This is a genomic window from Hydrogenophaga sp., from assembly GCF_041913525.1.
In the GTDB taxonomy this organism is placed as follows: Bacteria; Pseudomonadota; Gammaproteobacteria; order Burkholderiales; family Burkholderiaceae_C; genus Hydrogenophaga.
This window is the reverse complement of sequence record NZ_JAYSFD010000017.1, coordinates 23,742-45,180: the sequence shown is the minus strand read 5'-3', so window position 1 is coordinate 45,180 and position 21,439 is coordinate 23,742. Positions and strand designations below refer to the sequence as shown.

The window sequence follows — 21,439 nt, the reverse complement described above, 5'->3', positions numbered from 1 at the left end:
TCAGGCCGCCTGCAAGCGCTCCAGGCCGCCCAGGTAAGGCCGCAGGGCGGCCGGCACGGTGATGCTGCCGTCGGCGTTCTGGTGGTTCTCCAGCACCGCCACCAGGGCACGGCCCACGGCCAGGCCCGAGCCATTGAGGGTGTGAACCAGCTCGTTCTTGCCCTGTGCCGTCTTGAAGCGGGCCTGCAGGCGGCGGGCCTGGAAAGCCTCGCAGTTGGAGACCGAGCTGATCTCGCGGTAGGTGCCCTGCGCCGGCACCCACACCTCCAGGTCGTGCGTCTTGGCCGCGCCAAAGCCCATGTCGCCGGTGCACAGCGCGATCACGCGGTAGGGCAGCTCCAGGCGCTGCAAGATGGCCTCGGCGTGGCGGGTCATGTCCTCCAGCGCCTCATAGCTTTTCTCGGGGTGCACGATCTGCACCATCTCCACCTTGTCGAACTGGTGCTGGCGGATCATGCCGCGCGTGTCGCGCCCAGCGCTGCCGGCCTCCGAGCGGAAGCACGGCGTGTGGGCGGTGAGCTTGATGGGCAGCTCGGCCTCGCTCAGCACCGTGTCGCGCACGACGTTGGTGAGCGTGACCTCGCTGGTGGGAATCAGGTACAGCGCCTGCTCGTCCTCGCCCTCTTGCCCACCCTTCTTGGCGGCGAACAGATCGCCCTCGAACTTGGGCAACTGGCCGGTGCCGCGCAGCGTGTCGGCGTTGACGATGTAGGGCGTGTAGCACTCGGTGTAGCCGTGCTCTTGCGTCTGCACGTCCAGCATGAACTGGGCCAGCGCCCGGTGCAGGCGGGCGATGGGGCCGCGCATGAAGGTGAAGCGCGAGCCCGAGAGCTTGGCGCCGGTCTCGAAATCCAGGCCCAGCTTTTCGCCGATGTCCACGTGGTCGCGCACCGGGAAATCGAAGGCGCGCGGCGTGCCCCAGCGGCGCAGCTCCACGTTGCCCGATTCGTCGGCCCCCACCGGCACGCTCTCGTGCGGCAGGTTGGGCACGGCCAGCAGCAGGGCCTGCAGCTCGGTCTGGATCACGTCCAGGCGCGCAGCACCGGCGTCCAGCTCGGCCTTGATCGCGCCCACCTGGGCCATCACGGCGTCGGCCTCGGCGTGCTGGCCCTTGCCCTTGAGCATGCCGATCTGCTTGGACAGGCTGTTGCGCTGGCTTTGCAGCTCTTCGGTGCGGGTCTGCAGCGCCTTGCGCTCGGCCTCCAGTGCCTGATAGGCCGCCACGTCGAGGTAAGGCTGCGGGTTCTTGCGGGTGGTCAGGCGCGCGACCACGGTGTCGAGGTCTTTGCGCAGTTGAACGATGTCGAGCATGGGATGAAATGAAAGTAAAGGGTCAGCGCAGGTGCTGCAGGGGCGCGGTCTGGTCGCCGTCGATCTTCAGGCCCTTGGGCAGCGGGAACTTGATGGTCTCGCTCAGGCCTTCCATGGAACGCACCGAAATGGCCCCGAAGGCCTTGATGCGCTCGATCACCTGGCGCACCAGGATCTCGGGGGCGGATGCACCGGCCGTCAGGCCCACGCGGGCCTTGCCCTCGAACCACTCGGGCTGCAACTCGTCGGCGCTGTCCACCATGAAACTCGGCGTGCCCAGCTTGATGGCCACCTCGCGCAGGCGGTTGCTGTTGGAGCTGGTGGGGCTGCCCACCACGATCACCACGTCCACCTGCGGGCTCAAGAGCTTCACCGCGTCTTGCCGGTTCTGCGTGGCGTAACAAATGTCTTGCTGCTTGGGCTCGCGCACGCTGGGGAAACGCGCCTTCACGGCCGCCAGAATCTCGGCCGCGTCGTCCACCGACAGGGTGGTCTGCGTGACCACGGCCAGCTTCTCGGTCTGGGCGGGCTGCACGCGCGCCACGTCGACCACGTCTTCCACCAGGTGAATGCCGCTGTCGAGCTGGCCCATGGTGCCTTCCACCTCGGGGTGGCCCTTGTGGCCGATCATGAGGAACTCATAGCCCTCGCGGTGCAGCTTGGCCACCTCCACGTGCACCTTGGTGACCAGGGGGCAGGTGGCGTCAAAAATCTGGAACCCGCGCCGGGCGGCTTCGTCCTGCACGGCCTTGCTCACGCCGTGGGCCGAAAACACCAGGGTGGCGCCGGCGGGCACTTCGTCGAGTTCCTCGATGAAGATCGCGCCCTTTTCCTTGAGGTCGTTCACCACGTAGGTGTTGTGCACGATTTCATGGCGCACGTAGATGGGCCGGCCGAACTTGGCCAGCGCGCGCTCGACGATTTCGATGGCCCGGTCAACGCCGGCGCAGAAACCACGCGGCTCGGCCAAGACAATCTGCGCCCCCACGCTCCCCGCTTCGCGTGGTTCGCTGCCCCCCGAGGGGTCGCTCGCGCCTTGGGGCGGCCCGGCGGCGCTCGTCTTTCTGGTTTCAGCCGTCATGTCAAAGAACCCCGATCAACTGCACCTCAAAGCGCACGGGCTGGCCGGCGAGCGGGTGGTTGAAGTCAAACAGCACGGCGCCATCGGCGCGCACCTCGCGCACGGCGCCGGCATAAGAGCCCAGGCCGTCGGGCGTGGGGAACTGCACCACATCGCCCACGGCGTACTGCTCCATCGGGTCGCCCAGCTCATTGAGCAGCTTGCGCGCCACCCACTGCACCATGTCGGGCTGGCGCTCGCCGAAGGCCTCGCCCGCGGCCAGCTCGATCACGGTGTGCGTGCCCTCCTCCAGGCCCAGCAGGCGCTGCTCGATGGCGGGCGACAGCTCACCGGTGCCCAGGCTCAGCGTGGCGGGCGCGCCCGGAAAGGTGTCGATGATGACCTGGCCCTGCGCATCGCTCATGCGGTAGTGGAGGGTGAGAAAGGAGCCGTCTTGGACTTGGGGCATGGTAGGGGGCGTACCGACAAAACCCGTATTGTAAAAAGCAGGCCCACCCTGGGAGGAGAAACGATGGAAGGCCTGGCGAATCGAGGGCTGAAAAGCCTGCCCCATTCCACACGCCCGCGCGAAAAGCTGCTGGAGCGCGGCCCGGCGGCCCTGAGCGACGTGGAACTGCTGGCCTTGCTGCTGCGCACGGGGGTCAGCGGCAAGCACGTGCTGCAGCTGGCACAAGAGGTGCTCGACCGGGGAGGCGGCCTCTCAGGCCTGCTCAACGCGGGCCCCAAGGCGCTGGCGTCCATCAAGGGCCTAGGGCCGGCCAAGCGGGCGGAGATGGCCGCCGTGATGGAGCTGGCCCGCCGCGCCCTCACGCAAGAGCTGCGCGAAGGCACCACGCTGGACAGCCCCCAGGCGGTGCGAGACCTGCTGAAGCTGCAGATCGGCTCGCTCCCGCACGAGGTGTTCACCGTGCTCTACCTCAACAACCAGCACCAGTTGATCGCGCTGGAAGAGCTGTTTCGCGGCACCCTCACCCAGACCAGCGTCTACCCGCGCGAGGTGGTGCTGCGCGCCCTGCACCACCACGCCGCCGCCGTGGTGCTGGCCCACAACCACCCCAGCGGCGCGGCCACGCCCTCGTCGGCCGACGAAATGGTCACGCGCGCCCTGCGCTCGGCCCTGCAACTGATCGACGTGCGCGTGCTGGACCACTTCATCGTCACCCGCCACCAAGTCACCTCGATGGCCGAGCTGGGGTTGCTCTGAGGCCGCGCGGCAGCGCCGCGCCACAGCCCCGACAATGCCGGCCATGAAAGTGCAATCGCTTGCCGACCTCAAGGCCGTCAAACAGGCGCTGGCCGAGCGGGCCGCCCTTGAAGCGGCGGCGCGCGAGGCCGAGCGGCTGGAGGCCCTGCGCCGCGATCGCGAAAAACGCCTGTTCGAGCTGGCGGTGGGGCCGGTGCAGCGCCTGCGCTCGCACGGCAGGGTGGAGCATGCCCCGCGCGGCGTGGCCCCGCGCCCGCTGCAGCGCGAGCGCGATGAGGCCCTGGTGATGCGCGAGGCCCTGTCGGACGAGTTCGACATCGAAACCCTGCTGCACACCGACGAAATGCTCAGCTACCGCCGCCCTGGCCTGGGGCCGGACGTTGTGCGCAAGCTGCGCGAGGGCCGCTGGAGCATCCAGCGCCAGATTGACCTGCACGGCCTGCGCACTGACGAGGCGCGCGAGGCGCTGGGGCGATTCATCCGCGAGACCCACCAGCTGGGTCTGCGCTGCGTGCGCGTGGTGCACGGCAAGGGCCTGGGCTCGCCAGGCCGCACGCCCGTGCTTAAAAGCCGCGTGCTGCGCTGGCTGGTGCAGAAAAACGAGGTGATGGCCTTTGTGCAGGCCCGCCCGGCCGAAGGAGGCGCGGGCGCGCTGGTGGTGCTGCTGCGCCCGGCATAACGCTCCATCGGGCCAGTTCAGGCGGGCCAGGCGGTGGTGCGAAAGGCCTCCACCAGAAAGTCCACCATGGCGCGCACCTTGGGCGGCAGGTGCTGGCGGCTGGGGTAGACCGCGTAAATGCCCATTTCGCCCGAGCGATGCCCCGGCAGCACCTCCACCAGATCGCCTTGGCGAAGCGGTTCTCCCACCAGAAAGCTGGGCTGCAGGACCACGCCCTGGTGCGCCAGCGCAGCGGCCACGCAGGTGTCGCCGCTGTTGGTGCGCAAGATCGGGTTCACCTTCACCACCTCTCGCCCTTGTGGCCCGTCAAAGGCCCAGTGCTCGCCCTGGTGGAACAGGCTGTAGGCCAGCACACGGTGCTGGGCCAGATCGGCCGGGCGCTGCGGCTGCCCGTGGCGGCGCAGGTACTCGGGTGAGGCGCACAGCACCATGCGCGTGGTGGCCAACTGCCGGCTCACCAGGGTGGAACTGCTCAGTTGCGCGATGCGCACGGCCAGGTCAAACCCCTCTTCCACCAGGTCCACCAACCGGTCGGCCAGGCTCACGTCCAGCGTGACCTGCGGGTAACGCTGCATGAAGTCGGGCCACAGCGGTGCCAGGTGCATCAGGCCGAAGGTCACCGGCACGTTCAGGCGCAACACACCGCTGGGCTGCACCGAGCCGGCCGTGATCTCGGCCTCGGCCGCCTCCACCGCGCCCAGCAGCGCCTTGCAGCGCGCATGGAAGACCTGCCCCTCGGCCGTGAGCGAGAGCTTGCGCGTGGTGCGGTGAAGCAGGCGCACCCCCAGGCGCGACTCCAGCTCGGACACATGGCGCGACACGGCGGTTTTGGAGAGGTCCAGCGCATCGGCCGCGCGCACGAAGCTGCCCGCATCGACCACGGCGGCGAACACCCGCATTTCCTCGAATCGGTCCATCTGTTTCTCTTTTCGGGACAGTCAGTTATCGGGAATGTAATTTATCAATTCAATTTTGAACAATACAGTTGACGCATCGACAACCTCCCAAGGAGCACTTCCATGAGCCAATCCCTGATCTCCCGCGTCATGTCCACCCGCGCCGGCTGGGCCCCACTGGCCTTGCGCCTTCCGGTGGGCATCATCTTCGCCGCGCACGGTGCGCAAAAGCTGTTCGGCTGGTTCGGCGGCTACGGCCTCACCGGCACGGCGCAATGGATGGAATCGATCGGCCTGGCGCCCGGCGTGCTGATGGTCTTGCTGGCTGGCGGCGCCGAGTTCTTCGGCGGCCTGGCCCTGATCGTGGGCCTGCTGGTGCGCCCGGCCGCACTGGCCCTGAGCGTGGCCATGCTGGTGGCCATCTTCACGGTGCACATCAGCCACGGCCTGTTCATGAGCAACAACGGCTACGAATTCGCCCTGGCCCTGCTGGCGGCATCGGTCTCGCTGCTGATCAGCGGTGGCGGCAGCGCCTCGGTGGACGCGGCGATTGCCGGCGACGAAGGGTCGCGCTGATGGCCAGCGAGAGCAGCACCCCGATGGCACCGCTCACGCAACGGCCGGGCGACCTGATCGTGCAGGCCCCTGAAGGGCCTGCCGAAGGGCTGCTTCTGCTGTTCCATGGCGTGGGCAGTTCGGCCGAAGACCTGGCCCCCCTGGGCCAGGTGCTGGCGCGCCACCTGCCCCGGCATTGGGTGGTGAGCGTGCGCTCGCCCGAGCCCTGCGACCTGGGCGCGGGCTGGCAGTGGTTTTCGGTGCGCGGCGTGGACGAGGCCAACCGGCCCGCCCGCGTCGCGGCCGCCATGCCGGGCTTCGTGGCCACGGTGCAGCGCTGGCAGGCCAAGGCCGGGGTGGACGCGGCGCGCACAGCGCTGCTGGGCTTCTCGCAAGGCGCCATCATGGCGCTGGAAGCGACCCAGGGCGCCCCCGGCTTGGCGGGCCGAGTGGTCGCCATCGCCGGCCGTTTCGCGCAAGCGCCCCGTCGCGCCGACCCGGCCACCGTGCTGCACCTGGTGCACGGCGAGAGCGACGGGGTGATGCCGGTGGGCCTGAGCGCATCGGCCCTGCAGCAGTGGCAGGCCCTGGGCGGGCACGCCACGCTGGACCGGCTGCCTGGCCTGGGCCACGGCATCGACGCCCGTGTGGTGGAGGCGGTGCGCCAGCACCTCACCGGAGCGGCGTGATGGACGCCCACCACGCGGCTCTGCGGCATTGGCCCACGGCCACGCCCGTGTGGCTTGAACTGGGAGCCACCACGCTGAACTGGCGCCGGGCGCCCGATGGCGAGGCGCTGGCCCCGCTGCCGCTGGGCGACGCGGCCGTGGGTGCTCGCTTCTTCGCAGGCGATCGGCCCACGGCGGTGGAGCTGGAGCGCGGCATCGACTTCGTGGAAGACGCCCTCATGGCGGCGCTGCCGCACTGGCCGGCCGGGGCGGTGCTGTTAAGCGGCGATGCGCGCTGGCTGGCCAGCACCGGCCTGGCAGGCTCGAACGACACCGCCGGCTTCACCACCGTGCCCACCGCCGCGGTGGAAGCGGCGTTTCAGCGCCTGGCCAGTGGCGCCCTGGGCGATGCCAGCGCCTGGCGCGACCTGCCGCCTGGCCGGGAAGCCGCCGCGCGCCTGCTGGTGCTGCGCGAGACGCTGCACCACCTGGGGCTGGACGGCCTGCACCTGTGGCGTGGGCGGCCGGCCTGATCAGGCTGGTGTGTTGCGCATCCAGTCGGCGGTCTGGAAAAAGCTCTGGTTCAGGCGCTGGCGAAGTTCGGGGTCAATGCCCACGTCGCCCATGGCCTGGTCCATGCAGGCCAGCCACTGGTCGCGCTCTTGAATGCCGATGGCAAACGGCATGTGGCGCATGCGCAGGCGCGGGTGGCCGAAGCGGCTGATGTAGTGGTCGGGCCCGCCCAGCCAGCCGCAGAGAAACCAGAACAGTTTGTCGCGCGCGCTCTCCAGCGTGTTGCCGTGGGCGGCGCGCAGTTCGCGGTAGCCGGGCTCCAGGTCCATCAGGTCATAGAAGCGGTCCACCAGGGCGCGCACCTGCGCCTCGCCACCGATCCATTCAAAGGGGGTTGCCGGCTTCACCGGGTCTGTCATGTCGCTGCCTTGCGAAGGGTTTCCACCACCGGGGTGCGCAACACGCTGCGCAGGCCCCACCAACCGGCCATCAGGGCCAGCACCGCGCCGCCCAGTGCGCCGGCCAGCGGCACCCAGGGCGAGGCCGTCCAACTGAACTGGAAGGCGTATTTCGCCAGGGCCCAGCCCACGGCCACCGCCACCACCGAGGCCAGCGCGCCGGCCAGCAGGCCCACGCCCAGCAGCTCGATGCGCTGCACCTGCTTCAGCAGACCCGAGCCCGCGCCCACCGCGCGCAAGATGGCGAATTCGCGCTCGCGCTCGGTGCGCGTGGCCGTGACGGCCGCCAGCAGCACCACCAGACCGGCGGCCAGGGTGAAGACAAACAAGAACTCCACCGCACCGATCACCTGGCCCAACACGCGCTGCACCTGGGCGATGGTCTGGCTCATGTCCACGTTGGTCACGTTGGGGAATTGGCGCACCAGGGCGTTGTCAAAACCAGCGGTGTCGGGCGCGCGGAACGAGGTGATGTAGGTCACCGGCGCGTCGGGCACCTGGGCCACCGGGAACAGCACGAAGAAGTTCACCTTGAGCGAGGCCCAGTCCACCTCGCGCACGCTGGTGATGCGCCGCTCCAGCACCTGCCCGGCGATGTCGAACGACAGCCGATCGCCCAGCGCCAGGCCCAGCTCTTCGGCCAGGCCTTTTTCCACGCTCAGGCCGTCGGCTTCTTCCGGCGTCCAGCGGCCTTGCACGATGGGGTTGTGGTCGGGCGGCTGCACCGTGCTGGACAGGTTGAACTCGCGCTCCACCAGGCGCTGCGCGCGCTCGGCCTCGAACTGCTCGGGCGAAACCTCGCGGCCGTTGATGGCCACCAGCCGCCCACGGATCATGGGGTACCAGTCAAAGTCTTTCACGCCAGCCTGGCGCAGGCTCTGCTGGAAGGCCTCGGCCTGGTCGGGCTGGATGTTGATGACGAAGCGGTTGGGCGCATCGGGCGGCGTGGCGCTGCGCCAACTGGAAATGAGGTCGGTGCGCAGCAGCACCAGCAGCACAAGGGCCAGCAGGCCCACGGCCAGCGAGCTGATCTGCACCACCGCGAACACCGGGCGGGCGCTGAACTGGCGCGTGGCCATCACCAGGGCGCGCGGCGCGGTGGTCTCGTTGACGCTGGCGCGCAGCAGGCGCACGGCGGCGTAGCTGGCCACCGCGAACAGCAGCACCGCGCCGGCGAAGCCGCCCACCGCGATGCCGCCCAGCACCAGGTCGCGGCTGGCGGCCAGCAGCAGCGCGGCAAAGCCGGCGATGCCCAGGCCCAGCACGCCCAGGGTGGCGGGCTTGAGCTGGCCCACGTCGCGGCGGATCACGCGCAGCGGCGGCACCTTGGCCAGTTGCAGCACGGGCGGCAGGCCAAAGGCCATCATCAGCGTCAGGCCCATGCCCAGGCCCAGCAGCACCGGCGCCAGGCTGGGCGCGGGCAGGTTGCTTTCCACCAGACCGGCCAGCAGCAGCACGAACACGTGGTGCACCGCCCAGCCCAGGGCCACGCCCAGGGCGCTGGCGAACAGGCCCACCAGCGCGAATTCCAGCGTGTAGGCGCGGGCCATGGTGCCTTGCGACAGGCCCAGCACGCGCAGCATGGCGCAGTCGTCCAGGTGGCGCTGGGCGAAGCCGCGCGCCGCGATCGCCACCGCCACCGCGCACAGCAGAGCCGCCAGCAGGGCCACCAGGTTCAGGAATTTTTCGGCGCGCCCCAGGGTGCGCTCCATCTCGGGCTGGCCGCTTTCCAGCGATTCCAGGCGCACGCCGCGCACCTCGTGCCGGTCAATCTCGGCACGGGCCCAGGCGTTGAACTGGGCCACGCGGGCGTCGTCGCCGGCCACCGCCAGGCGATAGTTGATGCGGCTGGCGGGCTGCACCAGGCCGGTGGCGGCCAGGTCGTCGCGGTGGATCATCACGCGCGGGGCAAAGCTCATGAAGCCGGCGCCCCGGTCGGGCTCGGCCACCAGCACGCGGGCGATGGTGAAGGCGGTGTCGCCCAGCAGCAGCGGCTGGCCCACCTTCAGGTCAAGCGCGCCCAGCAGGGCCGCGTCCACCCAGGCGGTGCCCGGGGCCGGAATGTCAGACGTGGTGGCCTCGGGCTGGTCAGGCGCGGGCGCGGTGCGCAGCGTGCCGCGCAAGGGGTAACCGGGGCTCACCGCCTTCAGGGCCACCAGCCGGCTGGCGCCACCGGCATCGTCGGGCGCGCGGCCCATGGTGGGGAAGGTCTCGTTCTGGGCGATCTGCAGGCCCAGTTCGCGGGCCTTGTCGGCAAAGGCCGCGGGCGTGGGGTTGTCGCTGCGCACCACCGCATCGCCACCGATCAGCGCGCGGGCGTCACGCGCCAGGCCGCCCTGCAGGCGGTCGGCAAAAAAGCCCACCGCCGTGAGCGCCGCCACCGCCAGGGTGACGGCCAGCACCAACAGGCGCAACTCACCGGCGCGCCAGTCGCGCCAGAGGGAGGACCAGCCCAGGGTCCAGAAGCGAATGGGCAAGGCGGCAGGTGAGGTCATGGCAGGCTTGGAGCGGCAAGCCGCCCGCGGGTTCACTTGGTGCCGAAGATCCGGTCACCCGCGTCGCCCAGGCCGGGCACGATGTAGCCGTGCTCGTTCAGGCCGCGGTCCACCGCCGGGGTGTAGATGGGCACGTCGGGGTGGGCGTCGTGGAAGGTCTTGATGCCCTGCGGGCAGGTGACCAGGCACACAAAGCGAATCGAGCGCGGGTTGGTCTGCTTCAGGCGGTCCACCGCGGCCACGGCCGAGTTGCCGGTGGCCAGCATGGGGTCAAGCACGATCACGTCGCGCTCGTGCATGTCCTGCGGCATCTTGAAGTAGTACTCCACCGCCTGCAGCGTGGCCGGGTCGCGGTACAGGCCGATGTGGCCCACGCGCGCGCCGGGAATGATCTGCAGCATGCCGTCCAGGAAGCCGTTGCCGGCGCGCAGGATGGAGGCCAGCACGATCTTCTTGCCGTCGATCACGGGCGACTTCATCTGCTCCAGCGGGGTCTCGATGTCGATGAGCTGCATCGGCATGTCGCGGGTGAGCTCGTAGGCGAGCAGCGCGCTCACCTCGTGCACCAGCTCACGAAAGCTCTTGGTGCTGGTTTCCTTGCGGCGCATCAGCGTGAGCTTGTGCTGCACCAGGGGGTGGGAAATGACGTGGACTTCTCGGCTCATGGGGCTCTCGGCAAATGGGGTTGGGCCCGTCGCCAGGTGTGGGCGGGCCAGGTGGCCCGAGTTTAGGTCGATTCGACCCGGGCGCCGGCCCCGGTGGCGTGGCTGGGCACCGCGTCCAGCAGCAGGCGCTGCGGGTTGGCGTAGCAAAGAAAGTGCTTGTTGGTGGCCCGGCCAATGGCGCACAGGCCCACGCGCTGGGCCACTTCCAGCCCCATCTGGGTGATGCCGCTGCGCGAAACCACCACCGGCACGCCCATCTGGGCCGACTTGATCACCATCTCGCTGGTGAGCCGGCCCGTGGTGTAGAACACCTTGTCGATGCCGCCATCCGGCACGGGCGCGGCGGGCGAGTCATTCAAGGCCAGCCAGCCGGCGATGGTGTCCACCGCGTTGTGGCGGCCCACGTCTTCCACGAAGAGCTGCAACTGCTCACCCCGGAACAGCGCACAGGCGTGCACCGAGCCGGCCGATTTGTAGGTGCTCTCGGTCAGGCGAATGGCGTTGACGATGGCATAGAGCTGCGACTGGCGCAGCACGCCATCGGGCAGCGCGATGCGGTCGATCTCGTCCATCAGGTGGCCGAACACGCTGCCCTGCCCGCAGCCGGTGGTGACCACGCGCGTGGCGGTGCGCTCTTCGATGCGCTCGATGCCCGCGCGGGTGGTGACGGCGGCGGCGCCCACGTCCCAGTCCACCTGCACCGAGGCCACCTCTTCAATCGAACCGATCAGGCGCTGGTTCAGCAAATAGCCCAGCACCAGCCACTCGGGGTGGGCGCCCAACGTCATGAGCGTGACCAGCTCGCGCTTGTCCACGTACACGGTGAGGTCGCGCTCGGCCGGAATGGCCACGGTGCTGGCCACGCCGAACTCGTTGACCACCGGCACCTCGCGCGTGAGCGGCGCGCTGGCCTGAGACAGCAAGGGGCGCAGGGGCTGGGCAGCGGGCGTGAGGTCAGACAAGTTCATGGCGCGAGTGTGCCTGGGCACAAAAGAACGCAAAGGGAAAAGGGAAAGGGCGCAGATCAGCGCGCGCAACAAAAAAGGCCCAGCGGGCCTTTTTTGCGAGAGCGAGGCGAACCTCAGCCCTTCTTGGCGGGCGCTGCGGCCGGGGCAGCAGGCGCCGGTGCGGCGGCCGGCGCCGCGGCAGCAGGCGTGTAGACGAACGGGCCCGGGTCGGTGCAGGCCGGCGCGTTGGCCGAGGCCTGCGCACTCTTGCCACGGGCCGCCGCGTACTTGAAGTGGTTGGCCGCGGCCTTGTCCATCGACTTGCACAACTGGTAGGCCGCCACCTTGTTGTCGTGGGCGGTCTTGGCGGCGGCCTCGGCCGCCTTGGCCTTGGCCTCGTCGGTGAGCACCGGCGCGGGCAGCTTGGCCATGGCCGCGCCCGACACCAGCAGGGACAGGATGAGAACGGTGCGTTTCATGTGAACCTCTTACAAATCAGGCCTTGGCGGGCTGGGCAGCCTCGGCGGCCGCCGTGGCGGTGCGCTGGGCCGGGATCTTGCCGGCCTTGATGTCGTCGTACCAGAGCTCGTGGTGTTCCTTGGCCCAGGTCTCGTCCACGTAGCCGGTCTTCATGGCGCTGTAGGCGCCGCTCATGCCGATGGTGCCCATGTAGATGTGGCCCATGAACATGGCCATCATCACCACCGCCGCCGTGGCGTGGATCATGTGGGCCACCTGCATGTTGGCGCGGGTGTATTCCACCGCCGGCACGATCTTGTCGAGGAAGACACCAGAGCCCACCACGACCAAGCCGAACAGGAACACACCGCCCCAGAACAGCACCTTCTCGCCCGCGTTGAAGCGGTGCGACGGCACTTCATGCCCGCCCAGCAGGCCACCGCCCTTGAGCAGCCAGGTGATGTCGTGCTTGCTCGGCAGGTTGTCCTTCACGAAGGTGAGGATCACCACCACCAGCGACACCGCGAACAGCGGGCCCACGAAGTTGTGCACGTTCTTCAGCGCGTAGGTCAGCCAGCCAAACAGCGTGCTGCCGATGATGGGCAGCAGGAAGAACTGCCCGAACGCCATCACGATGCCCGACACCGCCAGCGCCACGAAGGCAATGGCGTTCACCCAGTGCGCCGCGCGTTCCACATAAGTGAAGCGCTCGATCAGCCGACCCGTTTCGGGGCCGTGCAGCTTGAGCGTGCCCTTGCCGAAGTAGAACAGGCCAATGGCCACGGCCACGATCAGCAGCAGCGAACCACCGTAGGGCAGGATCCAGTTGTTGCGGACCTGGCGCCAGGCCTCGCCGGCCGTGGTCAGGCGCGAACCCGGGTACTGCACGGTGGGCTGGATCAGGTTGCCAGCCTCGGGGTACGGCAGGCTGCTGTAGCCCGTGACGCCGCCGCCCACCGAGCGCCACATGGGCGCGTTGTTGCCGGGTTGCACCTGGCGGCGCTCTCCGTTGGTCTGCTGGGCGTAGTTGGGGTCTTTGTCGGCGTCGGGCGCAATCTCGAAGATGTTGGCGCCCTTGATGCCGCCAGTGGCCGGTGCCGCTGCCGCCGGGGCGGGCTGCGGCGCCGGGGCCGACTGGGCGATGGCCCAGCCCGCGCTCACCGACAGCAACGCTGCCGCGAGCCAGGCCCGGCCTGATCGCCCAAGATGAAACATGGCCTTCATGGGAAGCCTCCTCACTTGGGCGCGGCGACGCGCTGGTACTCGTTCTGACCGTACTGGGCACGGGCCTTGAGCTGCTGTTCCCAGCTGTTCTTGTCGCCCACGGTCCAGCCGCCATTGGCGTACTGGCTCTTGCCCACGCCGGTGTAGGCGGCGCGGTCTTGCTTGACGCCAGTGGCCTTGAGCTCTTGCGGCTTGTCGCCACAGGCCACCAGGGCCAGCGAAGCGGCCGCGGCCGCGCAGATGAAGGTGAAACGCTGCATCACGACTTGCCTCCTTGTGCGGTGCCGTAGGCGGTGCCCCAGCCCCAGACTTCGGCGCCCTTGCCGCGTGCGATCACGCGGGAGCGGAAGATGTCGGCCACCACGTCGCCGTCACCAGCGAGCAGGGCCTTGGTCGAGCACATCTCGGCGCAGGCCGGCAGCTTGCCCTCGGCCAGGCGGTTGCGACCGTACTTCTCGAACTCGGCTTGGCTGCCGTGCTCTTCCGGGCCACCGGCGCAGAAGGTGCACTTGTCCATCTTGCCGCGCACACCGAAGGTGCCTTGCGAAGGGAACTGTGGCGCGCCGAAGGGGCAGGCGTACGAGCAGTAGCCGCAGCCGATGCACACGTCCTTGTCGTGCAGCACCACGCCTTCTTCGGTGCGGTAGAAGCACTGCACCGGGCAGACGGCCATGCAAGGCGCGTCGCTGCAGTGCATGCAGGCCACCGAGATGGACTTCTCGCCGGGCACGCCGTCGTTGAGCGTGATCACGCGGCGGCGGTTCACGCCCCAGGGAACTTCGTGTTCGTTCTTGCAGGCGGTGACGCAGCCGTTGCACTCGATGCAACGCTCGGCGTCGCAGATGAATTTCATTCGTGCCATGTGGTTCTCCTGGGCTTACGCCTTCTCGATATTGCAGATGGTGGTCTTGGTTTCCTGCATCATCGTCACGATGTCGTAGCCATAGGTGGTGGCCGTGTTGACCGCCTCGCCACGCACCAGCGGCATCGCGCCATCAGGGTAGTAAGGCTTCATGTCCTCGCCCTGCCAGCGACCCGAGAAGTGGAAGGGCAGGAACACCGTGTCAGGCCCCACGCGCTCGGTCACCAGCGCCTGCACGTTCAAGCGTGCACCGGTGGGTGAGCTCACCCACACGCGGTCACCGTTGCGGATGTTGCGCTCGGCAGCGGCCTTGGGGTTGATCTCCACGAACATCTCTTGCTGAAGCTCGGCCAGCCAGGGGTTGGAGCGGGTTTCCTCGCCACCGCCCTCGTACTCGACCAGTCGGCCCGAGGTCATGATGAACGGGAATTTCTCGTGCAGCTTTTCCTCGACGTTCTTCGCCTGCAGCGACTTGTAGAGGATGGGCAGGCGCCAGCGGTTCTTCTGGTCGTCGTGGCTGGGGTACTTGGCCACCAGGTCGGGGCGCGTGCCGTAGATGGGCTCGCGGTGCTGCGGAATGGCGTCGGGGAAGTTCCACACCACGGCACGGGCCTTGGCGTTGCCAAACGGGTGGCAGCCGTGGGCCATGGCCACGCGGATGATGGCGCCCGTGGGGTCGGTCTTCCAGTTTTTGCCCTCGGCGGCCTTCTGCTCGGCCTCGGACAAGTCGCCCCACCAGCCCAGCTTCTTCAGCAGCACGTGGTCGAACTCGGGGTAGCCGGTGGTGATCTCGGCACCCACCGAGTGCGAGCCGTCTTCGGCCAGCAGGCTCACGCCGCCACGCTCCACGCCGAAGTTGGCGCGGAAGTTGCCGCCGCCGTCCATCACGTGCTTGGAGGTGTCGTACAGGTTGGGCGAGCCCGGGTGCTTGATCTCGGGCGAGCCGTAGCAGGGCCAAGGCAGGCCGAAGTAGTCGCCGGACATGTCGTAGCCGGTTTCCTTGTCCACCACCTTGCCCTTGCACTTGAGCGTCTTCACGTCAAAGGCGTGCATGTTGCGCATGTGGGCCTTCAGGCGCTCAGGGCTCTGGCCGGTGTAGCCAATGGTCCAGACGCACTTGTTGATCTCGCGCAGGATGGACTCGATCTCGGGCTCTTCCATGCCGCCCTTGCCCTTGACCATCTTGTAGTTCTTGCACAGCTGTTCGGCAAAGCCGAGCTTCTGGGCGAACTGGTACATGATCATGTGGTCGGTGCGGCTCTCCCACAGGGGCTCGATCACCTGCTCACGCCACTGCAGCGAGCGGTTGGAAGCGGTGCACGAACCGCTGGTCTCGAACTGGGTGGCCGCCGGCAGCAGGTACACCGCGCGGTTGGGGTTCACGTCCTTCGAGGGCATGGCCGCCATGGCCGCGGTGGCCGAGGGGTACGGGTCCACCACCACCAGCAGGTCCAGCTTGTCCATGGCCTTTTTCATCTCAAGGCCACGGGTCTGCGAGTTGGGGGCGTGGCCCCAGTAGAAGACGCCGCGCAGGTTCGGGCCCTGGTCGATGAGCTCGTTGTTCTCCAGCACACCGTCGATCCAGCGAGACACGGTGATGCCGGGCTTCTCCATCGTGCCCTCGGCGTACTGCGACTTGATCCAGTCGTAGTCCACGCCCCAGGTGGCGGCGAAGTGCTTCCAGGCGCCGGCGGCCAGGCCGTAGTAGCCGGGCAGCGAGTCGGGGTTGGGGCCCACGTCGGTGGCGCCCTGCACGTTGTCGTGGCCACGGAAGATGTTGGTGCCGCCGCCGCTCTTGCCCACGTTGCCCAGGGCCAGTTGCAGGATGCACGAGGCACGCACCATGGCGTTGCCGATGGTGTGCTGGGTCTGGCCCATGCACCACACGATGGTGCCGGGGCGGCTGTCGGCCAGCATCTTGGCCACCTTGGCCATCTGCGCTTCCTTCACGCCGCAGGCTTCTTCCACCTTGTCCGGCGTCCACTTGGCCAGCACGTCCTTCTTGACGTCTTCCATGCCGTAGACGCGGTCATTGATGTACTGCTTGTCTTCCCAGCCGTTCTTGAAGATGTGGTACAGCAGGCCGAACAGGAAGGGGATGTCGGTGCCCGAGCGGATGCGCACGTACTCGTCGGCCTTGGCCGCGGTGCGGGTGAAGCGCGGGTCGACCACGATCATCTTGCAGCCGGTTTCCTTGGCGTGCAGCATGTGCAGCATCGACACAGGGTGCGCCTCGGCGGCGTTGGAGCCGATGTACAGAGCGACCTTGCTGTTCTGCATGTCGTTGTACGAGTTGGTCATGGCGCCATAACCCCAGGTGTTCGCCACGCCAGCCACGGTGGTGGAGTGGCAGATGCGCGCCTGGTGGTCGCAGTTGTTGGTGCCCCAGAAGCTCACGAACTTGCGCAGCAGGTAGGCCTGTTCGTTGTTGTGCTTGGACGAGCCGATGAAGTACACCGAGTCGGGGCCGCTGGCCTCGCGCAGCTCTTTCATCTTGGCCACGATCTCGTCGTAGGCCTGGTCCCAGCTGATGCGCTGGTACTTGCCGTTGACCAGCTTCATCGGGTAACGCAGGCGGTACTCGCCGTGGCCGTGCTCGCGCAGCGAGGCGCCCTTGGCGCAGTGCGCGCCCAGGTTGATGGGCGAATCGAACACCGCCTCCTGGCGCACCCACACGCCGTTCTCGACGATGGCGTCGGTGGCGCAGCCCACCGAGCAGTGCGTGCAGACGGTGCGCTTGACTTCAATCTTGCCGGTGCCGTCAATCGACTTGCCTTCGGCGGCCTTGGCCTTCTTCACCAGCGTGAGCTGGGTGGCGGCCAGGCCCACGCCCACGCCCAGACCCGAGCGGCGCAGGAAGGCGCGGCGGTCCATGGTGGGCAGGGCGGCGGAGAGGCCGCGCTGCAACTGGTGCACGAAGGCGGGCCGGGCGCTTGACGCGTGGCTGGCGTGGGCGGTGTTTTTCTTGGTCAGCAACATGGTGATGCCTCCTGTGGCGCTGCGCGGTTCCAGCCGGGGGCCGTTGCGGGCAGCGGGGACATTTCGTGGGGATCGGACGGGGTGCCTGGCGCTCAGACGCGGGTGGTCTGGTAGTAGCGCTTGACGTGTTCGCTCAGCGTGTAACCACCGCCTTTGGCGGGCGGGGCCTTGGGCTGCGCCACGGGCTCGGCCTCAACGGGCGCACGCGACACCACGGCAGCCGCAGCGGCCAACACACCAACGGTGGAAGCCCCGGCAAACAGGGTGCGGCGGCTCAGGCCGCCGCGGCCGTCTTCGGTGGGGCGAGGGGACTTGTTCATGCATGTCTCCAGGGTTGAACGAGAGCGCGCATTTGCACATGCGGCCCTTTTGCATAAGTGGGGAATCTAACCGCCCTATCCCCCCCCTGCAACCGACCCCACACGGGTGCTTTCCCTGCCCCCGTTTTCAGAGAGAAACCAGCGGGTTGAAACACGCCTTTCCCGGCGCGCGCTTAGCCAGATCCATGCCAACCATCACCCCTGCGCAAACAGGCATACCAAAGCGTGCAAGACCCGCCCCGAAAGTGCGGCGCAATGGCAGGACCACGCGACCGCAGCGCGGGATATCCCGCACCCCAAAGCCTGCCCTCGCGCACACCACCGCCAACTTGACGCAGCCCTTCGCGACAATTTGTCGCACGCCACACGCCTGGCAACGCCCTGTGACACGGTGGGGAATGCGCCAATATCCGAGTGATTCATTGGGGCACCTCCGTAGAATCCCGCCGCGTGGACACCCCTCGACCCCCCTCTTTTTCTCCCGATAAACCCGTCGAGGGCTGGCCTGGCTGGTCGATCCTGGTGGTGGACGACGAGCCAGGCATGCTGCATTTCCTGGTCAAGACCCTGGCCCCGCGCTGCCACTTCGTGATGAGCGCCGGCAGCGCCGAAGAGGGCGAGCAATGGCTCAAGGGCCACCACGTGGACCTGGTCATTCTGGACATCTCCCTGCCCGGCAAGAGCGGCGTGGTGTGGCTCAAGGAACTGCGCGAACAGGGCTTTACCGGCGAGGTGATCCTCATCACCGCCTTCGCTGACCTGGACACCGCCATTGAGGCGCTGCGGGCGGGCGCGTCTGACTTCATCCTCAAGCCCTTTCGCGTGCCGCAAATATTGAACGCGGTGAAGCAGTGCTACGAGCGCTCGCGCCTGCGCCGCGAGAACTTCGTGCTGCGCCGCGCCACCAGCGGCAGCGGCCCGCAAGCGCCCCGGCTGGTGGGCGAATCGCCCGCCATGCGCGCGCTGCGCGACGCATTGCCGCGCGTGGCGGCGGTGGACAGCACCGTGCTGCTGCAAGGCGAATCGGGCACCGGCAAAGAACTGGTGGCCCGCGCCCTGCACGCGCTGGGGCCGCGCGCGGCCGGCCCTTTTGTGCCGGTGAACTGCGCCGCCGTGTCGCCCGAGCTGATCGAGAGCGAGCTGTTCGGCCACGCCAAGGGCGCCTTTGCCGGCGCCAGCCGCGCGCGCGACGGCCTGTTTCATTACGCGCAAGGCGGCACCCTGTTTCTGGACGAAATCGCCGAGCTGCCCCTGGCCATTCAGGCCACGCTGCTGCGCGCCATTGAAGACCTGAAGATCCGCCCCGTGGGCAGCGAACAGCTGGTGCCGCTGAACCTGCGCATCGTGGCCGCCACCAACCGCCAGCTCAGCCACGAGGTGGCCGCCGGCCGCTTCCGGCAAGACCTGTTCTTTCGCCTGCAGGTGGTGGACATGGCCCTGCCGCCCCTGCGCGAGCACAAAGACGACATCCCCGCCCTGGTGGCCCACTTCATGGCGCAACTCGCGCCCTCGCTGGGCACCGAGCCACTGCAGATCAGCGAACAGGAAATGGACTTCCTGCGCCAGTACCACTGGCCAGGCAATGTGCGCGAGCTGCGCAACCTGATTGAGCGCTCGCTGATTCTGGGCTCGCTCAATGTGTCGGCCCTCTACCCTGCCCCGCCCAGCGGCGCCGCCCAGGGCGTGACCGACCTGCAAACGCTGGAGAAACTGCACATCCTCTCGGTGCTGGACTCGGTGCAGGGCGACAAGACCCGCGCCGCGCACCTGCTGGGCGTGTCGCGCCGCACGCTGGAGCGCCGCGTGGCCGAGTGGAGCGTCTCTTGAAAACACCCCCGCCGCGCTTCGCGCGTCCCCCTCAAGGGGGCAACCCGGTGCGGCCCGGCCAAGCCGGTTCCGCCGGGTTCCTGAACAAAGCCCTGCGCACCGGAGAGCTGGCTTGATGCGGCTCACTCCATCCCGCTGGATCGGCGCGTCGGTGCGCCGGCAACTGCTGGTGATGGCGCTGCTGCCGCTGCTGGTGGCCTTTCCGCTGCTGGTGGTGGCCCTGGCTGCGTGGACCAACGTGGCCTACGACCGACTGCTCATTACCAAGGTGCGCTCAGACCTGGCGGTGGCCCAGGGCTACTTTGAACAGGTGATCAGCGAAGTGGGCTCGGGCACGCAAGGCGTGGCCGGCTCACAAGACCTGGTGGCCGCCATGCGCCGTGGGCAAGGCCTCAACGCCACGCTGTCCGACGCCAGCGCCCGCCTCTCGCTTGACTTTCTCACCCTGCACGACCTGCAAGGCCGCCCCCTGGCCCGCGCCCTGCCCGCCGGCCTGAGCGCGCAAGCCCTGCAAACCCCCATGCCGCCCATGCCCGCGGCCCTGGCCAACACCGTGCAAAGCCCGCACCAGCGCGCCCGCGCCCAGTTGCTGGTGCTGCCGGCCGAGGCGCTGCAGGCCCTGGCGCCGCACCTCATGTCGCGCCTGCACATTCCCCTGGTGCCCACGCTCAACGCCACGCCCACCGAGCGCAGCACCGAAGAGCGCGCCCTGGTGGCCCTGGCCACCCTGCCCGTGAAAGACGCCCAAGGCCACACCGTGGCCCTGCTCAGCGGCGGCCTGCTGCTGAACCAGAACCTCGATTTCATCGACCACATCAACCGCATCGTCTACCCCGACGACGCCCTGCCCTTCGGCAGCCAGGGCACGGCCACCCTCTTTCTGGACGACGTGCGCATCACCACCAACGTGCGCCTCTTTCAAGACGAGCGCGCCATTGGCACCCGCGTGTCGCAAACCGTGCGCGAGCGCGTGCTCAACGAAGGCCGCGTGTGGCTGGACCGCGCCTTCGTGGTGAACGACTGGTACGTGTCCGCCTACGAACCCCTGGTGGACGCCGCCGGCCAGCGCATCGGCATGCTCTACGTGGGCTTCACCGAAGCGCCCTTTCGGCTGGTGCGCTACGCCGTGCTGGGCGCCATCGGCCTGATCTTCTCGCTGGCCATGGTGGCCTCGGCCTGGTTCTCGCTGCGCTTCGCGCGCGCCATCTTCGAGCCCGTGGCCCGCATGAACCGCACCATGCAAGCCGTGGAAGAAGGCGACACCCAGGCCCGCGTGGGCACCCTGCCCGCGCGCAACGAACTGGGCGCCCTGGCCGGCCACCTCGACCACCTGCTCGACGTGATCGACGAAAAAACCGCCGCCCTGCGCCGCTGGGCCGACCAGCTTGACCTGAAAGTGGCCGAGCGCACCCGCGAACTCGAAGCCAGCAACGCCGCCTTGCGCCAGGCCCAGCAGCAACTGGTGAAAAGCGAAAAGCTCGCCGCCATCGGCCAGCTCACCGCCAGCATCGCCCACGAAATCAACAACCCCATTGCGGTGATGCAGGGCAACCTTGACCTCATCCGCGAAGACCTGGGCCCCAACGCCGAGCCCGTGCGCGACGAGCTGCGCCTGCTTGACCAGCAAGTGGAGCGCATGCGCCTGATCGTGACCCAGTTGCTGCAATACGCCCGCCCCACCGAATACGCCGGCTACGTGGAAACGCTGGACCTCAACCGCACCGTGGACGACAGCCTCGTGCTGGTGGGCCACCTGCTCAGCCAGACCCGCATCACCGTGAAACGCGAACTGGCCGCCACCCACCGCGTGGGCATCAACCGGCAAGAGCTGCAGCAAGTCATCATCAACCTGCTCATCAACGCCATTCAGGCCATGCCCGAAGGCGGCGAACTCTGCCTGCAAACCCAAGACACCCCCCAAGGCGCCGAGCTGCGCGTACTCGACACCGGCACCGGCCTCAGCGACCAAGCCCTCGCCCGCCTCTTCCGCCCCTTCTTCACCACCAAAAACGACGGCAACGGCCTGGGCCTGTGGATCAGCCAGGGCCTGCTGGAACGCTACGGCGCCCAGATCGCCGCGGGCAACCGGGGCGATGGCACGGGGGCGGTGTTCACGGTGACGCTGCTGACGGAGGCGCAAGCGCCGGCGGCGGTGGGGACGGGGGATGGACGGCCGGGGGTGGGGTGAGGGGGTGGATGGTTTGCAACGAAAGGTGTCATCGGCCCAAGTCCGCAGGCTGACTGCGACCATCCAGGAGCGGTCGTCGGCCGCCATATCCCGAAAACGGACATTCCC

21 protein-coding genes are annotated in these 21,439 nt (G+C 68.3%); 7 read left to right on the top strand and 14 right to left on the bottom strand.

The window, feature by feature from the left end:
* The 3 genes from serS to ACE3RQ_RS16920 all read right to left on the bottom strand — a co-directional run bounded on the left by serS (window position 1) and on the right by ACE3RQ_RS16920 (window position 2,840).
* The gene (gene serS, locus ACE3RQ_RS16930) at window positions 1–1,311 is read right to left on the bottom strand and encodes a serine--tRNA ligase (protein WP_374523244.1); all 1,311 of its coding nucleotides are present in this window, start codon (window positions 1,309–1,311) and stop codon (window positions 1–3) included.
* Window positions 1,312–1,333: 22 nt separating this feature from the next.
* Entirely contained in the window at window positions 1,334–2,287 is a 954-nt protein-coding gene (gene ispH, locus ACE3RQ_RS16925; RefSeq protein WP_374523272.1) for a 4-hydroxy-3-methylbut-2-enyl diphosphate reductase, read from the bottom strand.
* A 106-nt stretch (window positions 2,288–2,393) separates the two neighbouring features.
* A complete protein-coding gene (locus ACE3RQ_RS16920) occupies window positions 2,394–2,840 on the bottom strand; it encodes a peptidylprolyl isomerase (protein WP_374523243.1) in 447 nt (148 codons plus the stop codon).
* 63 nt (window positions 2,841–2,903) lie between these two features.
* Between ACE3RQ_RS16920 and radC the strand changes: the two genes are divergently transcribed.
* Window positions 2,904–3,596, top strand: coding sequence for a DNA repair protein RadC (radC, locus tag ACE3RQ_RS16915; protein WP_374523242.1), 693 nt, complete (start codon window positions 2,904–2,906; stop codon window positions 3,594–3,596).
* A 34-nt stretch (window positions 3,597–3,630) separates the two neighbouring features.
* On the top strand, window positions 3,631–4,275 hold the full coding sequence (locus ACE3RQ_RS16910) for a Smr/MutS family protein (RefSeq protein ID WP_374523241.1): 645 nt from the start codon (window positions 3,631–3,633) through the stop codon (window positions 4,273–4,275).
* A 17-nt stretch (window positions 4,276–4,292) separates the two neighbouring features.
* On the opposite strand, the gene ACE3RQ_RS16905 is transcribed toward ACE3RQ_RS16910, so the two are convergent.
* Window positions 4,293–5,192 (bottom strand): LysR family transcriptional regulator, encoded by a 900-nt coding sequence (locus ACE3RQ_RS16905; RefSeq protein ID WP_374523240.1) that lies wholly within the window; start codon window positions 5,190–5,192, stop codon window positions 4,293–4,295.
* Between the two features lie 102 nt (window positions 5,193–5,294).
* Between ACE3RQ_RS16905 and ACE3RQ_RS16900 the strand changes: the two genes are divergently transcribed.
* The 3 genes from ACE3RQ_RS16900 to ACE3RQ_RS16890 are packed head-to-tail and all read left to right on the top strand — an operon-like array spanning window position 5,295 to window position 6,927.
* Window positions 5,295–5,747 carry a DoxX family protein gene (locus ACE3RQ_RS16900; RefSeq protein ID WP_374523239.1) on the top strand — a complete coding sequence of 151 codons (453 nt, stop codon included), beginning with the start codon at window positions 5,295–5,297 and terminating at the stop codon, window positions 5,745–5,747.
* The gene (gene ypfH / locus ACE3RQ_RS16895; protein ID WP_374523238.1) at window positions 5,747–6,415 is read left to right on the top strand and encodes an esterase; all 669 of its coding nucleotides are present in this window, start codon (window positions 5,747–5,749) and stop codon (window positions 6,413–6,415) included. The genes ACE3RQ_RS16900 and ypfH overlap by 1 nt, the downstream gene beginning before the upstream one ends.
* Window positions 6,415–6,927, top strand: a complete 513-nt coding sequence (locus ACE3RQ_RS16890; protein ID WP_374523237.1) for a hypothetical protein — start codon at window positions 6,415–6,417, stop codon at window positions 6,925–6,927. The genes ypfH and ACE3RQ_RS16890 overlap by 1 nt, the downstream gene beginning before the upstream one ends.
* On the opposite strand, the gene ACE3RQ_RS16885 is transcribed toward ACE3RQ_RS16890, so the two are convergent.
* From ACE3RQ_RS16885 to ACE3RQ_RS16840, 10 genes are all read right to left on the bottom strand, one after another.
* The gene (locus ACE3RQ_RS16885; RefSeq protein WP_374523236.1) at window positions 6,928–7,326 is read right to left on the bottom strand and encodes a group II truncated hemoglobin; all 399 of its coding nucleotides are present in this window, start codon (window positions 7,324–7,326) and stop codon (window positions 6,928–6,930) included. It lies immediately after the preceding gene.
* A complete protein-coding gene (locus tag ACE3RQ_RS16880) occupies window positions 7,323–9,860 on the bottom strand; it encodes an ABC transporter permease (protein WP_374523235.1) in 2,538 nt (845 codons plus the stop codon). The genes ACE3RQ_RS16885 and ACE3RQ_RS16880 overlap by 4 nt, the downstream gene beginning before the upstream one ends.
* Before the next feature lie 32 nt (window positions 9,861–9,892).
* A complete protein-coding gene (gene upp, locus ACE3RQ_RS16875; RefSeq protein ID WP_374523234.1) occupies window positions 9,893–10,525 on the bottom strand; it encodes a uracil phosphoribosyltransferase in 633 nt (210 codons plus the stop codon).
* Between the two features lie 62 nt (window positions 10,526–10,587).
* Window positions 10,588–11,493 (bottom strand): formate dehydrogenase accessory sulfurtransferase FdhD, encoded by a 906-nt coding sequence (locus ACE3RQ_RS16870; RefSeq protein WP_374523233.1) that lies wholly within the window; start codon window positions 11,491–11,493, stop codon window positions 10,588–10,590.
* Window positions 11,494–11,606: 113 nt separating this feature from the next.
* Window positions 11,607–11,951 carry a hypothetical protein gene (locus ACE3RQ_RS16865; protein WP_374523232.1) on the bottom strand — a complete coding sequence of 115 codons (345 nt, stop codon included), beginning with the start codon at window positions 11,949–11,951 and terminating at the stop codon, window positions 11,607–11,609.
* A gap of 16 nt (window positions 11,952–11,967) precedes the next feature.
* On the bottom strand, window positions 11,968–13,155 hold the full coding sequence (locus ACE3RQ_RS16860) for a formate dehydrogenase subunit gamma (protein WP_374523231.1): 1,188 nt from the start codon (window positions 13,153–13,155) through the stop codon (window positions 11,968–11,970).
* Window positions 13,156–13,166: 11 nt separating this feature from the next.
* A complete protein-coding gene (locus ACE3RQ_RS16855) occupies window positions 13,167–13,415 on the bottom strand; it encodes a hypothetical protein (RefSeq protein WP_374523230.1) in 249 nt (82 codons plus the stop codon).
* Window positions 13,415–14,017: a formate dehydrogenase FDH3 subunit beta gene (fdh3B, locus tag ACE3RQ_RS16850; RefSeq protein ID WP_374523229.1), complete on the bottom strand. Its 603-nt coding sequence runs from the start codon at window positions 14,015–14,017 to the stop codon at window positions 13,415–13,417. The genes ACE3RQ_RS16855 and fdh3B overlap by 1 nt, the downstream gene beginning before the upstream one ends.
* Before the next feature lie 15 nt (window positions 14,018–14,032).
* Window positions 14,033–16,996: a formate dehydrogenase subunit alpha gene (locus tag ACE3RQ_RS16845; protein WP_374523228.1), complete on the bottom strand. Its 2,964-nt coding sequence runs from the start codon at window positions 16,994–16,996 to the stop codon at window positions 14,033–14,035.
* Window positions 16,997–17,088: 92 nt separating this feature from the next.
* Window positions 17,089–17,316, bottom strand: a complete 228-nt coding sequence (locus ACE3RQ_RS16840) for a formate dehydrogenase (RefSeq protein ID WP_374523227.1) — start codon at window positions 17,314–17,316, stop codon at window positions 17,089–17,091.
* A gap of 450 nt (window positions 17,317–17,766) precedes the next feature.
* Here ACE3RQ_RS16840 and ACE3RQ_RS16835 point away from each other — a divergent pair, with 450 nt between their 5' ends.
* The gene (locus ACE3RQ_RS16835) at window positions 17,767–19,143 is read left to right on the top strand and encodes a sigma-54-dependent transcriptional regulator (protein ID WP_374523226.1); all 1,377 of its coding nucleotides are present in this window, start codon (window positions 17,767–17,769) and stop codon (window positions 19,141–19,143) included.
* A 115-nt stretch (window positions 19,144–19,258) separates the two neighbouring features.
* Entirely contained in the window at window positions 19,259–21,331 is a 2,073-nt protein-coding gene (locus ACE3RQ_RS16830; protein ID WP_374523225.1) for a cache domain-containing protein, read from the top strand.
* Window positions 21,332–21,439 lie beyond the last annotated feature (108 nt).

Bases quoted from the DNA above. Each gene is read 5' to 3' on its own strand.
- serS (WP_374523244.1), bottom strand. From the start codon at position 1,311: ATGCTCGACATCGTTCAACTGCGCAAAGACCTCGACACCGTGGTCGCG.
- ACE3RQ_RS16920 (WP_374523243.1), bottom strand. From the start codon at position 2,840: ATGCCCCAAGTCCAAGACGGCTCCTTTCTCACCCTCCACTACCGCATG.
- radC (WP_374523242.1), top strand. From the start codon at position 2,904: ATGGAAGGCCTGGCGAATCGAGGGCTGAAAAGCCTGCCCCATTCCACA.
- ACE3RQ_RS16910 (WP_374523241.1), top strand. From the start codon at position 3,631: ATGCCGGCCATGAAAGTGCAATCGCTTGCCGACCTCAAGGCCGTCAAA.
- ACE3RQ_RS16905 (WP_374523240.1), bottom strand. From the start codon at position 5,192: ATGGACCGATTCGAGGAAATGCGGGTGTTCGCCGCCGTGGTCGATGCG.
- ACE3RQ_RS16900 (WP_374523239.1), top strand. From the start codon at position 5,295: ATGAGCCAATCCCTGATCTCCCGCGTCATGTCCACCCGCGCCGGCTGG.
- ypfH (WP_374523238.1), top strand. From the start codon at position 5,747: ATGGCCAGCGAGAGCAGCACCCCGATGGCACCGCTCACGCAACGGCCG.
- ACE3RQ_RS16890 (WP_374523237.1), top strand. From the start codon at position 6,415: ATGGACGCCCACCACGCGGCTCTGCGGCATTGGCCCACGGCCACGCCC.
- ACE3RQ_RS16885 (WP_374523236.1), bottom strand. From the start codon at position 7,326: ATGACAGACCCGGTGAAGCCGGCAACCCCCTTTGAATGGATCGGTGGC.
- ACE3RQ_RS16880 (WP_374523235.1), bottom strand. From the start codon at position 9,860: ATGACCTCACCTGCCGCCTTGCCCATTCGCTTCTGGACCCTGGGCTGG.
- upp (WP_374523234.1), bottom strand. From the start codon at position 10,525: ATGAGCCGAGAAGTCCACGTCATTTCCCACCCCCTGGTGCAGCACAAG.
- ACE3RQ_RS16870 (WP_374523233.1), bottom strand. From the start codon at position 11,493: ATGAACTTGTCTGACCTCACGCCCGCTGCCCAGCCCCTGCGCCCCTTG.
- ACE3RQ_RS16865 (WP_374523232.1), bottom strand. From the start codon at position 11,951: ATGAAACGCACCGTTCTCATCCTGTCCCTGCTGGTGTCGGGCGCGGCC.
- ACE3RQ_RS16860 (WP_374523231.1), bottom strand. From the start codon at position 13,155: ATGAAGGCCATGTTTCATCTTGGGCGATCAGGCCGGGCCTGGCTCGCG.
- ACE3RQ_RS16855 (WP_374523230.1), bottom strand. From the start codon at position 13,415: ATGCAGCGTTTCACCTTCATCTGCGCGGCCGCGGCCGCTTCGCTGGCC.
- fdh3B (WP_374523229.1), bottom strand. From the start codon at position 14,017: ATGGCACGAATGAAATTCATCTGCGACGCCGAGCGTTGCATCGAGTGC.
- ACE3RQ_RS16845 (WP_374523228.1), bottom strand. From the start codon at position 16,996: ATGTTGCTGACCAAGAAAAACACCGCCCACGCCAGCCACGCGTCAAGC.
- ACE3RQ_RS16840 (WP_374523227.1), bottom strand. From the start codon at position 17,316: ATGAACAAGTCCCCTCGCCCCACCGAAGACGGCCGCGGCGGCCTGAGC.
- ACE3RQ_RS16830 (WP_374523225.1), top strand. From the start codon at position 19,259: ATGCGGCTCACTCCATCCCGCTGGATCGGCGCGTCGGTGCGCCGGCAA.